Below are 15,424 nucleotides of genomic sequence, written 5' to 3'. Positions count from 1 at the left end.
GCCAGAGCTGTTTTCAGAAGCTCGCTAGGGCAGGTAGGGCTGAAAATCTTGGGTGACCGTCAGCGTCAAGTTGGCATTGGCGTCGATCACCGCCACTTCCGGTGCCGTCACATTGCCGATGACAGCCCCTGCCGCCGCTCCGCCCAGCACTTTCTCCGTCGAGATCACCCGGTCGCCGAAGAGGCCCCCCAAAATCGCTCCTGCGGCTGCCCCGATCAAGGCATCCTGCACAATCGCTTCCCCGGAAGTGTGGCGGGGATCCTTACGCAGCGGGATAACCTGGCTCTGGGCATAGAGGGGGTAGGATTGGCCGTTGAAAATCAGGGCCCGCGAGACAAACTGGGTGCCGCCGCTCACCGGCTGAAATTGGCCTTCCAAAACGGCCCCCGCCGGGACGACCGTGTTGCCGTAGATGTCCCGCAGAGGAGTATCCAGGCTGAGGCTGACGGCACGGGTTTCCCCAGGGGCAATCAAGAGGGTTTCTGGAGAGCGATGCACCGCTTGGATTAGATCCCCGGAGCGCAGCAGCAGAGTGGTTTGCAATTGAAAGGGTTGGCTCGGCTGCAGGGGTTGAGGGCCAGGGGGAAGGGGGCGAGGATTCACAGGACGCCATCCTTCTCCAGGAGGCGGTGGTGGCAAGGGCCCCATTTGCGCCAAAACTGGGGCGGCCATCTGCGCTGAGAGCAATCCGCCAAGCAGAGGAGCCAACAGGCGGCTGGCTGGGTTGGTCATGGTCTTACCCCCATTCATTATTCCTACGTTAGCTGCAAATCGGCCAAAGTCGGGAACAAAAGCTTTCCTGGCCTCACTATCGTGATCAAAGCCAACTGAATGGGAGATGGGCTACCTCAGGTGAGCAGATTCCGCTGCTCTTCGCTCCAGATGGAAGTACGGCAAAGCGCTAGGGTTGCCCACTCTGGGATCCCTGCTGTCCATGTTAGATTAGGCTCTAGGTTTCTCCCCCTGCGTGGGGCCGAAGTCTTGCAGCATCCCAACCCTCCTCTTGTAGCTATGAAGCGCAGCACATCCATGCCGGGCCAGCCCTCTCCCAGGTCAGAAGCTTCTGCCCAACCTGCCCAATCCTTGTTCAAGCCTTCTGCCGTTTCCACTTGGAAGTCTCTTCTCTCGTCGGTGCTGCTGGTGCTGCTGGGCATTGGGCTGGGAGCAGCTCTGATGGGGGGCAAGGGGGTATCTGCCCAAACGACGACAACCCCGGCCCAACTGAACCTGAATTTCATCGCCGATGTGGCCCAAAAGGTGGGGCCGGCGGTGGTTCGCATTGATTCGGAGCGGACGGTGCGCGCCCCTGCGCCTTTTCCTGAGGAGTTTTTCAGCGATCCCTTTTTCCGGGATTTCTTTGGCCAAGCGATCCCTTCTATCCCTCGGCAGCGGCGGCAGCAGGGAACCGGCTCTGGGTTTATCATCAGCCCGGATGGCCAGATCATCACCAATGCCCATGTGGTCGAGGGATCCGACAAGGTGACGGTGACGCTCAAGGATACCCGCAGCTTTGATGGGCAGGTCATCGGCTCGGATCCAGTTACGGATATTGCGGTGGTGAAGATTCAAGCGCAAAACCTGCCGACGGTGAAGCTGGGGCGCTCGGAAACCCTGGAGCCGGGCCAGTGGGCCATTGCCATCGGCAACCCCCTGGGTTTGGATAACACCGTTACGGCTGGCATCATCAGCGCTTTGGGCCGCTCCAGCGGGGAGATTCGGGTGCCCGACAAGCGGGTATCTTTTATCCAAACGGATGCGGCCATCAACCCCGGCAATTCCGGCGGGCCGCTGCTCAACGCCCAAGGGGAGGTGATCGGGGTGAACACCGCCATCATCCAGGGGGCGCAAGGGTTGGGCTTCGCCATCCCCATCGAGACGGCCCAGCGGGTGGCCAACCAACTGATCGCCCGCGGCAGGGTGGATCACCCCTATCTGGGCATCCGCATGCTGACGCTGACTCCAGAGTTGAAGGAGCGTCTCAACCAGGATCCCAATAGTCGCATTTTGATAACGGTGGATCAGGGCGTGCTGATCGGCGAAGTCATCCAGGGATCCCCGGCGGAACGAGCGGGGCTGCGATCCGGGGATGTCATTCTCTCCATCAATGGTCGCGCCGTAACCACAGCCGATCAGGTGCAACAGGAGGTGGAGCGCACTGAGGTGGGCAGCACCCTGGAGCTGGAGATCGAGCGGGCCGGGCGACGACAGAAGATCCGGGCGGTAACGGGCTCTTTCCCGGTTCCGAGCGGAGGCTGATTGGGCATGGTTGACCGCCCCTCAAGTATCAACCAGACCCCAGCGACACAGCAGGGTTGTTGTCAATGGGGGTAAACCTCTCAACCTAGGTTGCGAACTCCCCTTTTCCCCTGGGAGAGGGGCTGGGGCGGTGCTGAACGCTTGGGCTGTTTCAAACCAATTTGCAGTGACCAAGAAAACTGGGTTGCAAGCCCCGCCCTCAAGGGCGGCTTTTGCTTTATCGCTACGCGACGCTTTCGCGAACGCCTGCGGCGGTGCGGAGCGCTTTGGCATCTCCCATTGGGTTGCGGTACCAACCTCACGCCCGATGTAGCTCAGTCAGTGGGGGTTGTTCTGCTGGCTGAGAAAGAATCCCCCGGCTACTGCTTCGCAGAAGCAAGCTATAGCTGTGGGGAGAATGTCAATTGGGTTCGCTGTTGTCCCAAACCGGAAGCACCTTCAAAGCTGAGCAGGGCCGGTTCACAGCCTCAGGCCATACGGTTACAATCAGAAAGGTTAGCACCTAAATATTTTGGACTGAGGGATCCGGTGAAGGTGGGCTTATCCTAGGGCGCGGTTCTGGGAGAACGCTTTGAGTTCCATTTTGCATAAGGAGTTGGCGTGAGGGTATTCGGGCGGCTGCAGCCGGCACAGCGGCGCAACTTGGGCATTTTGTTTGTGGCTGGGCTGCTCTTTTGGGCCAGTTTATCCTCGCTGCTGCCCACGTTGCCTCTCTACGTCAGAGATGCCGGTGGCACCAGCCAGCAGGTGGGCTTGGTGATGGGGGCCTTCTCGATCGGGTTGCTGGCCTTTCGCCCTTGGTTGGGGCGCCTGGTGGATGGCCATAGCCGGCAGATCGTGCTGCTCATCGGCATGGGGGTGGTGGGAATCGCCCCCATAGGATACTGGCTCTCCGATTGGATCCCATGGGTAGCGCTGGTGCGAGCCTTTCATGGGGTTAGCATCGCCGCTTTTGCCACGGCCTATGTGACTTTGGTGGTGGATTTTGCCCCAGAAGAAAAACGGGGTGAGATCCTGGGCTACATGAGTTTGGTCAATCCGATCGGCGCAGCCATTGGCCCTGCTTTGGGCGGCTTTTTGCAGGAGTTTGCCGGCTATGGCCCTTCGTTTCTCTTCTCTGCTCTGCTGGGGTTGGTGGGCTTTCTTTGTACCCAACTGGTTCGAGAACAGCGGCGTGGGCATTGGGGATCCCTGCCGATGGATGGGGCCTTCTGGAGCTTTCTGGGCAGCCCAAAGGTGCGCTCCCTCGCTTGGGTGATGTTTTTGGTGGGGTTGGCCTTCGGCACCCAGACCACCTTTGTGGCCTTGTTAATCCAAGAAGCCGGAGCTCCCCTGAATCCAGGTCTTTTTTATACGGCAGTGGCCTTTGCCAGCTTTGGAGTGCGCCTGCTCACCGGTCGCGCTTCCGATCGCTATGGGCGGGGGCCATTTATCTCCCTCAGCTTGGCCACCTATGCCTTGGCAATGGGGATCCTGATTGTTGCCAACAGCACCGGCGCTTTTCTGGCTGCTGGGATCGTGGTGGGTTGCGGTTTTGGGACTTTGATCCCTCTCATCTCTGCCCTCGTGGCCGATCGCTCGGAGCCGGCGGAGCGGGGTCGCCTGTTTAGCCTGGTGATGTGCGGGTTTGATTTGGGCATTGGCCTGGCGGGGCCCCTTTTGGGCACCTTAGCAGCGGGATCCGGCTATCGAGCCATGTTTGGCTATGCGGCTCTTCTTTCCCTGGCTTCCTTGGGTTCTTTTCTCTTCTTCTCCAATGGACGACCGGGGGACTCGCTGCGCTTTGCCTTGGGCCTGGGGCCGGACAGCCTTTCGGGTTGTCTGGAGGACAGCCGCAACCCGACCTCCTGGAGCCACCGGGTCGGCCCGCTCCGCTGGAAACGGGATCCCGTTCATAGATAGTTCCATACTCAGATCCCCCACACCCCGTCAAGAACTGAGGCTCAAGCCCTCTGCAGTTGCTGCCAACCAACCGGCCCATTTCTGGAAACTTGCCTTATCCTAAGCTGGAGTTGGTGTACAAAAAGCAACTCTGGGCACGGGCTATGGAAGCGCGGCATTGGCTGGCCCTGATGGGATCCCTGGTGGTCAGTGCCTTCTGGGGATGGGTGGAGTCTGTCTGGGGGGTGACAGTGCGAGTGCAATTGGCCGATACCACTGCCCCTCTGGTGGTAGGCGTTTCTCTCCCTGCCCAACTGATCAACGGTCGGGGAGAGGTGCTGGCAGATCTGCCCCCTATGCAAGGGTTTTTGGCTCAGCCCGGCCCTCAAGGGGTGCGTCTGCATGGGGTGGTTGACCCGGTGCTGTTCATCGAACCTCAGGAGGGTGGCCTGGTGGCAGTGAATGGCCGCTGGTACTCCGGCAAGGTGCTCTTGACCGGGTACAACCTGGTGATGGCCATCAACTACGTGGATCTGGAAGACTATGTGGCCAGTGTGGTGGATGCAGAAATGGGATCCCGGTTCTTCCCAGAAGCCCTGAAGGCGCAAGCGGTGGCGGCCCGCAGCTACGTTCTTTACCATCGCAATTCCCGCGGTTGGTTTGATGTGTTTAGCGATACTCGCTCCCAGGTGTACCGAGGGCTTTCCCAGCGGTCGGCAGCCGCCCTGGAAGCAACACAAGCCACCCGTGGTGTGGTCATGGTGTATGGGGGTCAGTTTGTCAATGCCATGTACAGCGCCAGCAGCGGCGGCCAAACCGTCGGGGTGAGTGGGATCCCTTATTTGATGAGCTTACCGGATGTCAGCCCCTATCCCAAGTTTGGGCATGGCATTGGCATGAGCCAGTGGGGCGCCCAAGAATTGGCCCGCCGAGGCTGGACTTACCGCCAAATTTTGGCCTACTACTACCGAGGGGTCAGCTTTGCTCGTTTGCCAGAGTGAGACCTTCAGTGTCCTGGGTGTCTCATCCCATTCGCTCTGTCTTGTCTGCGTCGAGTTCCCTCTGGGCCGCCTCTTGCTGGTTGCTTCTGTATCGCTGCAACTGTTCCTCGGCCAGTTTGGCGTGCTGCTCAGCCAATTCTGGGGGAGTCAGGATCTGAACGTTGCCCATGAACCGGTTGACCCAGCGCATGAATTCCCCATGAGAACGGGGGGGAAGCCGGACTTGGTAGTCCAAGTACTGACCCTGTCTAGAGGGGGTCAAGATCTTCTGGCTGGGGTGACGGTAGCCTCCCTCGCGGATGAACGGAATGGTGTCGCCGTAGAAGCGGACGGTAATCTCCGTGAAGGGAAGTTGACCAGATAGCTCCTGGCGTTGTTCTTCTGGTTCGCCCAGGAAAAGACCCCAGCCCTGATTCAGGAGCTCATGGACTTGTTTAAGTCGTTTCAGTTGTTGAGAGCGGCTGCGGGGCGGGTGAGAGAGAACCTGGCACTGATCATCGAAGCGATCCAAGCGGCCGATCACCAAATGCTGGGTATCAGATTGCTCGTAGGCTAGATACCAGGCAATGTCGTAGTGAATCAATTGCAGAGGCCAGATGGATTTGGATCCCTGTTGACCCTGCTGGTAAGGATCTGAGGAACGGCAAATCTGAATCGCCTGCCCCTGGAGAATGGCAGCTTCTAGGGTGTCGAGGGCGCTGTAGAGGGTGCGGACAGCCGATCCCTTGCGGCTGACTCGGGTGGGATCTGTGGGGATGATGGAGCGGTTGAGCTGGGCTCTGACCGGGTAAAAACTCTCTGAACTGTGGCTTTTGCCCCAGCGGCGGCGGACAATAGCCTGAAAGGCCTCTTGGGCTTTGGGATCCCGTTGGTAGGTGGCCTGGGAGTGGAGGGCGCTAAGGGCGGTGTTGAACTCCAGTTCGGTCATGGCGCTGGAGCCGAGATAGTAGCCCCAACGATACGTCTGATCTCCGAGAATGCCGTAGTATCTCAGGGTTTGCAGATCTTTGTGCAGAGTGTGGGGAGAACAAGGAGGAAGAGCGATCTGTTGCTGGGCAGCGACAGCGTGCAGGTACGAGAGAAGTTCTTGCAGGCGGGGGGGAGCCTGCTCATCGCGACCTGGAAGATTTGACGCGTTGAGATGGCCGACGCCGGGATATTGAGCCAGGGTGGCGATCAGGCAGAGCAGACGATCAAAGCTTTGGGGATGGGCGTAGGCTTGCGAGGGGTGGAAAGTCATGGGGAGGGATCCTTTCGTCAGGAGCACACCGTCACGAACGGATCCCGTACCAGAAGCCTTGCTCTGCTTTTTCGCCATTCGCATCTTTCCTTACAGCATTCTTGGGCCTGACTTTTAACTTGAAGAAGGCTCCATCCTGCTTCCACTTCAGCTTCAATTTTAGGCTTCTGGGAGTGGCCTTATGGGCAGAACACTTTATGTGTCCCAACAAGATTGCTACCTCAGCCTCGACCAGGAACGACTGGTTGTCAAACGAGCTGGAGTTGTTCTTCAACAGGCTCAATTGCCCCACCTGGATCAGATCTTGAATCTTGGGCCACGCCCAAGTCACAACCCAACTGATCCAGAGTTGCCTAGAGCGCAACATCCCCATCGCCTATCTTTCCCAGATGGGGTACTGTTATGGTCGCCTGCAGCCCGTTCAGCGGGGGAGTCGTTTTCTTCAGGAAAAACAGATTCTGCTGACCCCTTTTCAAAAATTGGAGGCCGCCAGACAGATCCTCAAAGCCAAGCTGCACAACTGCCGCGTACTTCTTCTGCGGCAACGCCGCCGCAAATCTCAGGTCAGCAGCGAGAAAATTGCTCAGCTCCAGCAACTCATTCAGGCTATGGATGAAGCTACAACTCCAGAGCAGCTCATGGGCCTTGAAGGAGCTGCCGCTGCCGTCTACTACCCAGCGCTGGGGGAGTGCCTCACCTCTCCTGGCTTTGAACTGGTGACGCGCACTCGTCGTCCCCCCCGGGATCCTGTCAATGCCATGCTCAGCTTTGGCTACCAGCTCTTGTGGAACCACATTCTGCTCCTGATTGAGCTGCAGGGCTTGGATCCCTACCAGGGATGTCTGCACACCGGTCACCACAATCACCCCTGCCTGGCCTCGGATTTGGTGGAAGAGTTTCGTGCCCCAGTGATTGATTCTCTCGTGCTGTGGCTGATCAACAGCGGCGTCATGGATCCAATTGAAGACTTCACAGATGAAATCGAGGGGTGCATGCTCACCCAAGAGGGCCGAACCAAAGTTCTGCGGGCCTTTATCCAGCGGATGGAGGACACGGTGCAGCCGGAAGATCCCGTCAAGGGTGCGCGGGAAGAAGAGATCCCTCGCTGGGCCGTCATCAACCGGCAGGTGCAGACCTACAAGCAGTTTGTAAATGATCAGATCCCTGTTTACTTGCCGTTCCTCATCCGCTGAAGAGATCTCACATGCAGCTCTACGTCATCACCTACGACATCCCCGACAACAAACGACGCAAGAAAGTCTCTGACTTGCTTGAAGGCTATGGCCGGCGGGTTCAGTACAGCGTCTTTGAATGCCGGCTGGAGCAGCATCAGTACCAAGACTTGAAACGCCGACTTCAACCTCGTCTCTATTTGCCGGAAGACCATATTCGTTTCTATCCCCTCACCGACCACACCCTGGCCAAGGCGGAAAGTTGGGGTGGGCCAGAGGTGCTCTCCCCGCCGGGATCCCTTGTTGTTTATCAATATGAACTATTTTGCCGTTCGCGTTACCGGTGGCAGCAGGATATAGGTACCCATTTATGCTGTTGTTCAAGTGTTCAGGAGGAAGTGGAACTAATGGAAAAATCGGTGGAAACAACAGCCTATTTTCGTCGAAAACTGTTTGCTCTGCTACATGATCCCCAGCTCAAGTCTTTGTATCAGTACAAAAACGGCAAAGGCCCTTGGCAGCAGGTGGCGGAGTTGTATCATCACGGGGCGGAGTTGGAGGAGTGGTGGCAGTCTCATCAGGGGGTGATTTCGGATCATATTGCTGCTGCCTCAGATCGATTGACCATCAGAAACGTCTATAAAGATGCGGAGCAACTGGGCGGGCTTACCCAAGTGGAAGTGCGTCACCCTCTGTCTGGAGAAAAGCAGGATATCCAGATTTGGAATCAGCTAACCGAAGCACAACTGGAAGAGATTCAAAATCGGATCATCCCCTATGAGCAGGTGCGCCATGCAGATCTGGAAAAAGCCTTCTGGTGGTTCTGGCGGTTTTATCCCCAGTTGGTGGTTCAAGAAACTGGGATCAGCACTCCTGCTGCTCTTTTGTTGCCTGCCGACACTCGCATCCCAGACTGTCCCATCCACGATCACAACAGTATTGTCTCGGCGCTGGCCGGAGCCCTATTCCCGCGCGGGTGGAAACCCTCAAATTCGGTTTCTCATGCCGATCTCTTGTTGTTCACCTTCTCGCCGGTGCAGGAGTTTATCAAATCCTCTAGGAAGCTGTTGGATTTTTGGTCGGGATCCTATCTGCTGCACTACCTGAGTGCCCGCCTCTGCTGGTTCATTGCTGAGCGCTACGGGCCGGATGCCGTGATTACCCCTTCTCTGTGGGGTCAAGAGATCATCGATGCCTGGATCCTGAAGAAGTTCCCGGAGTTTGAGTGCTATTTCCGAGAGATTGACCGGCTTGATAACTGCCATGGAGATGCCCAGGGATCCACTCCTATAAGTCGATTCAACGATCACGTGTCCACCAGCCTGAGCACTGCCGGGTTTCCCAATGTGACCACAGCTCTGCTGCCCAGAAAAGAATCCAAAGCCTTTGCAGAGGAACTGGCCCAGGAGATGCGCAAGATCTGGAAAGAGATCGGAACTAAAGTCCGGGATCATATCCGCGAGAGATGTATCCAAACCCTCAATGATAGAGGCTCGGAGATCTGGAAAAAGATTGCCCCAACGATGGGTACGACTGAAGGCTCCCACATCAACTACCAGAGAGAATTCGAGAAGTGGAAGCACCCATCCAATTGGGAATGGAACAAGCTCTGGAATGCTCAACTGGATCACACTTGGGAAAGCTACTGGACTTCGGTCCCCCTAGGGGATCCCGACAAGCCGTTGCAGGCAAATACCAAAGATCCCGGCTACACGTTATGGAAAGAATCTCAGCAAACCCTAGCTCAAAGCCGATTTGAATTGCCGACCAACCCTGAAGAAAAAGCCTACGGAAATTTGAATGTGGGCACCTGGTGGGGCAGCTTGCAGGCGCGTCTGGGCCAGTCGATTCAGGCCATCAAAAATACCCGTACCTGGCAGGTCCCAGTGGCCCCTGGGGAGCGGTCTACCCTCTCAGGCATGTACAGTGCAGTTCACCCCAATCTGCTCTATCGGGATCGATTCTGTGAAGGGGCAGGGCTACCGGCGGGATCCCTGCGCATGTTCTGGAAACTGATGGCCGAAGTTTATCCGGGGCTTTTCAATGGCTCGGAGATGTTGAACGCGGTGGAACTGACCAAACGCATGGCCTGGAAGTACGGGGGCATTGCCGAGTCTCTGGGGGTGGCCAAAGAAGAGGACGATCTGGAGAACTTGATCCGGTTTCCCAACCTCAGCTCCATCGCAGCAGCCCGCTTTGCCCATGATGCTCCTGAAAAGGTGAAACTGTACTGGCAGGTGCTGGAGCAGCAGATCAGGTGGGATCTCCCTGAATATCGAGATCGGTTTGGATCCCTGACGCGCCGCCCCTTTCAGGTGCCGAAGACGGATGAGCGAATGATCCCTAATCCCCAACCCCTTTCCCAGAAGACGAGGGGAGAAGCACCCTACAACGGAGTGATGTTTTCCAGCAGGTGGCTGGTGGACGATCTGGGCCTTCAGGATCCTGAAGATATTGCCCTATTGCGAGAAGCCGTGGATCAAGCCCATCGACAGGTGGGGCTATCCGGGGGCAGTCCCTCTGACTGGTGGGCAATTGTGTTGGCCGATGGAGATAGCATGAGCAAGTATGTCAGCGGCTCCAGGCTGCACCCCTACGAAACCTACCTGGCCGAAGGAGTTGCCGATCAATTGAAGAAAAATGGCTTGGAGTGGCAGCAGCTTTTGAAGAATGTCAAAAAGCGCATGGGGCCGGCCACCCACGTGGGCCTCAACCGAGCCTTGTTGGATTTCTCCAATCGGCTGGTTCCTTACTTAACGGAAAAACGCTTCTGCGGTCGGGTGGTCTACAGTGGCGGGGATGATGTCATGGCTTTGCTGCCCCTAGAAGATTTGCCCGAATATCTCCTCTCCCTGCGTGCAGCTTGGTGTGGGAAAGCGGATCCCAAAGGCGAGTTCAGATCGCAAGGAGGATTTTGGCATCCCCAGCCGGGTCGAGATCTCTCCGGCCTACCCAATCGTCCCCTTTTCACCATGGGCGAAGGAGCCACCATGAGCATCGGCGTGGTGATCGCCAGCAAAGGGATCCCTCTTCCCACCGTTTTGGAAAACCTCTGGGAGGCTGAGAAGCATCGGGCCAAAAAGATCCCTGGCAAGGATGGTCTTTGCTTCCGAGTCATTTACCAATCCGGGAATACCTTGGAGGCCCTGATGAAAGGGGAACTGCTGGAGAAATGGTGGGCCTGGTTGCAGCAGGGGCCGGAACTGGATCTGGGGCCTGTACTGTATCGTTTGGCCGAAGAATTGCCGCTGCGCTGTGTGATCTCTGCAAATAACAAGCTGTTTGAGCTGGCCACCACCACCATTTTGGCGCGACGAGACCGAGCTGAGGAGCTGAAGTCCGTTCAGGATCCCTTGGTGAACTGGATCAATGCCTGGGAAAGCTGGGCATTCGAGTTGCAAAGCGAGTCAGAGGCTCTGGGTGCCACTCCGGTAGATTTGGCTAATCTCTTGAGATTCTCAGCCTTTTGGATAGACAAGAAAAAACAACGGGACGATTGGATCAAAAAGCCTCAGGAAATTGTTGAAGATTTATTTCCACAAGGCAGGTAATTCTCATGTCTGAAACCCAACTGCACTGGTATGCCCTAGAGCCTGTCGATGTGCTGCTCTTTCGCGAGAGCAAACCTTTTTCTCCTGGCGAGGGATCCTGGGCGAAAGGGTTATTTCCCCCTATGCCCATCACAATCTTTCAGGCCCTGCGCTCTGCCCTACCCTACGCTTCAGACAAGGCTCGAAATCTCAAGTTTCTGGGGCCGTTTCTCCTGGATGAGCGAGATACGCTCTGGCTACCGACTCCCAAAGATCTGTTGGCTACGGGTCAATCGGATCCCCATGCCGATCCAGACACGACCCCAGAAGACAACTTCGAAGAGAAAGTCCGGGGAGAAAGTCCGGGGAGACCAATACTCTCGCCTACAGCCGGCTGAGGGGGATCCTTGGAAACCTATCGGCTGGGATGATCAAAAACTCCCGCCCCTGGTGCCCCCCTCTCTCAAAAAAGGGGAGTACATCAAAGGCCGTCCCCACCCCTGGATGCGGGCCTCGGCACTGAGTGCTTATCTCCAAGGATCCCTACCCCAGGCCGGCGACTTTCATGAGGATCCCTGGGATACCCAGGTGTTACCTCACATCGACATCAAACCCGATACCCGCCAGGTGAAAGATGAAGCTGGCTACTTCACCGAGGTGGCAACCCGACTGCGGTAGGGATGGCGATTGGCGGCAGCCATCAGTGCTCGGATCCCGACCACCACCGTTCGCCTGGGGGGAGAGGGGCATCGCGCCTTGGTCACGCCTCTGGAAGATTGGGATCCCGGCATCGATTGGGAGCGATTTCGGCAGGGGACGGGTCGGGTGGCTTATCTCCTCACTCCGGGCCTAGCGCAGCCTGAAGCGGATCCCCGTATCTATCAGGCTTACCCTTCCCAGTGGCAGCCTTATCTGGCAGGATGCGCTACGGATCGGGCCTTGCTTTGGGGTGGAATTTCTGCGGTTCGGCGGCAGGGCAGTGAGCGATTGGACTTTGCGCTGCTACCCCAACGGGCCTTCATTCCCGCCGGTACGGTGTATCACTTTAAGGGGGATCCGCCACCGCCAAGGCAGCTTGTGGGTAACCCATGCGCCCAGTTGCAGACTTTTGCATCGTTGAATTACGGCACACTTTTGTGGGGGATTGTGAAATGATTCAACCTGACTTTCGCGTTGGCTATCTTTACAGCCTTGCCCCCATCCATTGCGGTGGAGAAGGCGACCTAGGCAACATCCTGGAAATTGCCCGTGAATCTCACACCAACTTTCCTTACATCCCAGGTTCTTCTTTGCGAGGAAGCCTGCGGAACGAGGTAACACTTCAAGATCCGACAATTGCCGATACTCTCTTTGGACGAGAACTCCAAAAAGATGGCCAAATGGGGGTTCACCAAGTCTGGTTTGGAGATGCCCGTTTATTGTGGGTGCCGATGCGCACCATGTCTCTAAAAGGATCCGATTCCGTTTTCTGTTGGGTAAGTTGTCATTCTCTACTGCGAGATCACGCCTTGCTGTGCCGTCAGCCTCTTCCAGTTCTGCCCAAAGCCCCTGTAGGAACAAAACCTGGCGTTTATGTTGTGGCAGACGCAGAAGTGCGTGTTGAGAAACTCCCTGAAGGGCAGACCTTCTCACTGGCCGGGGAATGGCCCGCTGTTTTACAGGGGGATACCCAAGCAACCTGGAAAAATAATCGGATCATTCTTCCCGACAGCGATTTCCAGATCTTGATGGAGCACTCCCTTTGGACACAGATCCGCAACAAGATCCAGGAAGATTCGGAAGGAGCCAACCAGGTAGGCTCAGCAGAGGTGTTCTGGACAGATGTGTGCATTCCTCGTGACACCATTCTCTACTTCGCCTGGGGATATAGCCCCCTGCCCAACCAGGAAAACCTCACCCAAGAGCATGAGATTTTGATCAATGTTCTCCAAGGTTTGTTCCAGGTGGGGGGGCAAGCCAATGTTGGGCGAGGCTGGGTTCAAGGATGGGTCTCCAATGCCTCTGATCCCACCCCACAAGCTAAATCTGAGAACACTGTTAGGAGTTAAGAATGTCGAAGAACAAGGACATGAAGAGCTTTTCTAAGCCTGTTACTCCAAACTCCAAATTGGAAAACAAAGCTGTGCCTTCTCACCAGCGGGGGGAGATCAACAGCTCTTCCGACTCTGCACCATCTGAGCAGCGATCAGCAAGCGTACGCCCAGAGCATACCAGCTTACTGGCCTATAAACACATTCAACAGTACATGAGATCCCAAGGGAAAGAGTTTCTTTCTCAGGAGGATCTTAATGCGGTACTCCGACTTTCTCAACACCTGAGAGTTTTCGGCCTGCTCTCGGCCATAGGATACGTTAACCAGTCCAATGCTCAAGAAGGTAAGGTGAGACAGAGAACAGTTCCTGTCTGGACTTCTTTATTGGGGCAACTGGTTACCGAAGATAATTCTCTAGAGCCCAAAGCATTAATGCAGAGGATCCAAGCTCTGGCAAGCGACCAACCTGTAGAATACCTCGCCCTTTGGAGACGATCTTTAATCTTGGCAAATCACTGGAACTTTTGGGCCAGAGCTTATCTTTCAGGAGACACGAATGGAGAAAACACTGATGTACACGGGGCCGCGTCTAATTAAGCTAATAGCTCAGCAACATCAAAAGCGAGCCACAAACCTTTTTCGCCAGGGAACCTTTACCTTGCGTTGGCGAGCAAAAGTGGGATCCTATCCTCATCCCGATGTGGAAACTCTTGTTTCAGCAGGGGAACCCTGTGGGCCATGGCGGCCCCAAAAAGGTCGGCCAGAGGATAAGCGCAATGTTGGCGAAAACTGGGAACTTATGCCCGACTTGCCTCTCAATGGGTACATCCCGGGTTCTTCAATCCGAGGGATCGTCCGGGCCTGGGCAAAACAACAACCGGAGCGGATCCCCAAGATGGAAGCCCTCCTTGGATTTCAAAAAGGGACTGTCATCTCGGCAGGAAAAATTCAATTTCTCGACGCTTGGCCCCTAGAGCCTACCCGTTTAAGCCTGGATATCGTCAATCCTCAACAGAACTTCCAGGTGTTTCACCAAGGTCAGGGCACTCCTTTATCGCTCTACACACTGGGTGATGGTCAGAGACCTGTTGATTTTCTCGTGGCCATCCAAGGCGTTCCCGGCACAACTGAAGAAGAAGTTGATGAAGTTTGGTCGTGGGTTCAGCAAGCCCTAAAAGTCCTGGGGATAGGCGGGCGCACTGCTTCTGGATATGGTCGGATTCTGGTTCCTGACCACAAGGGATCCAGACAGTCAAATGAAAGCATATCAAGTGTGCTCTTTAGATTCCGTCTCTCCAGCCAGGGTAATGCAGGCCCTGACATGAAAACCCTGGAGCTGCGACCTTCTCACTGGCGAGGCTGGCTCCGCTCCTGGGCACTGCGATTTTTCTTGGGAGTTATGAGCCAAGAGAATGCAGAGAAGACAGCAAGCGAGCTTTTTGGAACCCTAGAACCTAAGTCTCAAAAAGGGTGCATAAGGCTGGAAATGATCCAAGGGGATCCCTGGGCACGCAAGTCAAAAAACTTCCCAACCTTCTACTCATGGCAGGGAGAACTTAGAATTGAAGCTCCCAAAGAGATCCTCATGGGAATCCTTCTCCCCATTGTGCGAGTTGCAGTGATGACCGGAGGAGTAGGGCGAGGTTGGAGAAGACCACTTCACATTTTCATGATGGAAAGAAGAGACAACTCTCCGGTTCCTGCAGCCCGAGGCAGTCACCTGACGCTTGATATCAAAATTAAGGGTGAGTACAGGGTGTTTGGAATACCTCTTGAACCAGAAAAATGGAGGCAAGTATACGAAGAGTGGTATCAAAAAGTTGGACAAATCTGGCCGGAACGTTTGCTCAGTGGATCCCAGAATCCCAACTGTGAGGCATTTTCACCCAGCAGTTGTGCCGTATTCGCCGTCCCTGGCCCTGAACAGGATCCGGTTAATGCTTCAGATTTAAGTTGGGTTGATCCCAATGATGCAGAAAGTACGCGAGGAGATGGTATGGGGCTGGTTTATCAACAAGATCAACGCAGAAACTACAAGCGAAACCCCGATCTTGGCGGAGATGCTGCGCGAGGCAGTGCCCATTGCTCTTGGGTGACGATTAGGAGACACAAGATTAAGCACAAACAAGCTGGTACTCAATGCCAGGAAGTGGTCTGCTTATTCATGGGAGGTGTCCAAGCTGGCTGCCAGCATGTCCGTTCCCAGTTTCTCGATGACTTATCTCGAATACAAGGCAGTCTCCATCTCTTTGGTCTGAAGCCTGAACAGCCTTGAAAAGATGATCTTTTTGCTCCTTCTAGACTGATCTCGA

The 15,424-nt window shown here is 55.8% G+C and carries 11 protein-coding genes and 1 pseudogene; 10 read left to right on the top strand and 2 right to left on the bottom strand.

Annotation, left to right across the window (positions count from 1 at the left end; all coding sequences use genetic code 11):
• Positions 1–24: 24 nt before the first annotated feature.
• The gene (locus tag ACVWYZ_RS08020) at positions 25–732 is read right to left on the bottom strand and encodes a hypothetical protein (protein WP_457466730.1); all 708 of its coding nucleotides are present in this window, start codon (positions 730–732) and stop codon (positions 25–27) included.
• A 279-nt stretch (positions 733–1,011) separates the two neighbouring features.
• On the opposite strand from ACVWYZ_RS08020, the gene ACVWYZ_RS08015 reads away from it, so the two are divergent.
• From ACVWYZ_RS08015 to ACVWYZ_RS08005, 3 genes are all read left to right on the top strand, one after another.
• On the top strand, positions 1,012–2,256 hold the full coding sequence (locus ACVWYZ_RS08015) for an HhoA/HhoB/HtrA family serine endopeptidase (RefSeq protein ID WP_457466729.1): 1,245 nt from the start codon (positions 1,012–1,014) through the stop codon (positions 2,254–2,256).
• A 600-nt stretch (positions 2,257–2,856) separates the two neighbouring features.
• A complete protein-coding gene (locus ACVWYZ_RS08010; RefSeq protein WP_457466728.1) occupies positions 2,857–4,158 on the top strand; it encodes an MFS transporter in 1,302 nt (433 codons plus the stop codon).
• An 89-nt stretch (positions 4,159–4,247) separates the two neighbouring features.
• Positions 4,248–5,138 carry a SpoIID/LytB domain-containing protein gene (locus tag ACVWYZ_RS08005; RefSeq protein ID WP_457466727.1) on the top strand — a complete coding sequence of 297 codons (891 nt, stop codon included), beginning with the start codon at positions 4,248–4,250 and terminating at the stop codon, positions 5,136–5,138.
• Positions 5,139–5,160: 22 nt separating this feature from the next.
• Here ACVWYZ_RS08005 and ACVWYZ_RS08000 read toward each other — a convergent pair whose 3' ends face one another.
• Positions 5,161–6,378, bottom strand: coding sequence for a helix-turn-helix transcriptional regulator (locus ACVWYZ_RS08000; protein ID WP_414398453.1), 1,218 nt, complete (start codon positions 6,376–6,378; stop codon positions 5,161–5,163).
• A gap of 311 nt (positions 6,379–6,689) precedes the next feature.
• Between ACVWYZ_RS08000 and cas1 the strand changes: the two genes are divergently transcribed.
• The 7 genes and pseudogenes from cas1 to ACVWYZ_RS07965 all read left to right on the top strand — a co-directional run bounded on the left by cas1 (position 6,690) and on the right by ACVWYZ_RS07965 (position 15,387).
• Entirely contained in the window at positions 6,690–7,571 is an 882-nt protein-coding gene (gene cas1, locus ACVWYZ_RS07995) for a CRISPR-associated endonuclease Cas1 (RefSeq protein ID WP_457466726.1), read from the top strand.
• A gap of 11 nt (positions 7,572–7,582) precedes the next feature.
• Positions 7,583–11,101 carry a type III-B CRISPR-associated protein Cas10/Cmr2 gene (gene cas10 / locus ACVWYZ_RS07990; protein ID WP_457466725.1) on the top strand — a complete coding sequence of 1,173 codons (3,519 nt, stop codon included), beginning with the start codon at positions 7,583–7,585 and terminating at the stop codon, positions 11,099–11,101.
• Positions 11,102–11,106: 5 nt separating this feature from the next.
• Positions 11,107–11,478 (top strand): type III-B CRISPR module-associated Cmr3 family protein, encoded by a 372-nt coding sequence (locus ACVWYZ_RS07985; RefSeq protein ID WP_457466724.1) that lies wholly within the window; start codon positions 11,107–11,109, stop codon positions 11,476–11,478.
• Positions 11,384–12,235: pseudogene (locus ACVWYZ_RS07980) on the top strand (type III-B CRISPR module-associated Cmr3 family protein). Before ACVWYZ_RS07985 ends, ACVWYZ_RS07980 begins: the two are co-directional and overlap by 95 nt.
• On the top strand, positions 12,232–13,128 hold the full coding sequence (locus ACVWYZ_RS07975) for an RAMP superfamily CRISPR-associated protein (protein ID WP_414417457.1): 897 nt from the start codon (positions 12,232–12,234) through the stop codon (positions 13,126–13,128). The pseudogene ACVWYZ_RS07980 and the gene ACVWYZ_RS07975 overlap by 4 nt, the downstream one beginning before the upstream one ends.
• 2 nt (positions 13,129–13,130) lie before the next feature.
• On the top strand, positions 13,131–13,709 hold the full coding sequence (locus tag ACVWYZ_RS07970) for a hypothetical protein (protein ID WP_457466723.1): 579 nt from the start codon (positions 13,131–13,133) through the stop codon (positions 13,707–13,709).
• Positions 13,669–15,387, top strand: a complete 1,719-nt coding sequence (locus ACVWYZ_RS07965; protein ID WP_457466722.1) for an RAMP superfamily CRISPR-associated protein — start codon at positions 13,669–13,671, stop codon at positions 15,385–15,387. The genes ACVWYZ_RS07970 and ACVWYZ_RS07965 overlap by 41 nt, the downstream gene beginning before the upstream one ends.
• Positions 15,388–15,424 lie beyond the last annotated feature (37 nt).

This window comes from Thermostichus sp. MS-CIW-37 (assembly GCF_054060065.1).
The sequence above is the reverse complement of the archived record's forward strand: the minus strand, read 5'-3'. Positions and strand labels throughout refer to the sequence as shown.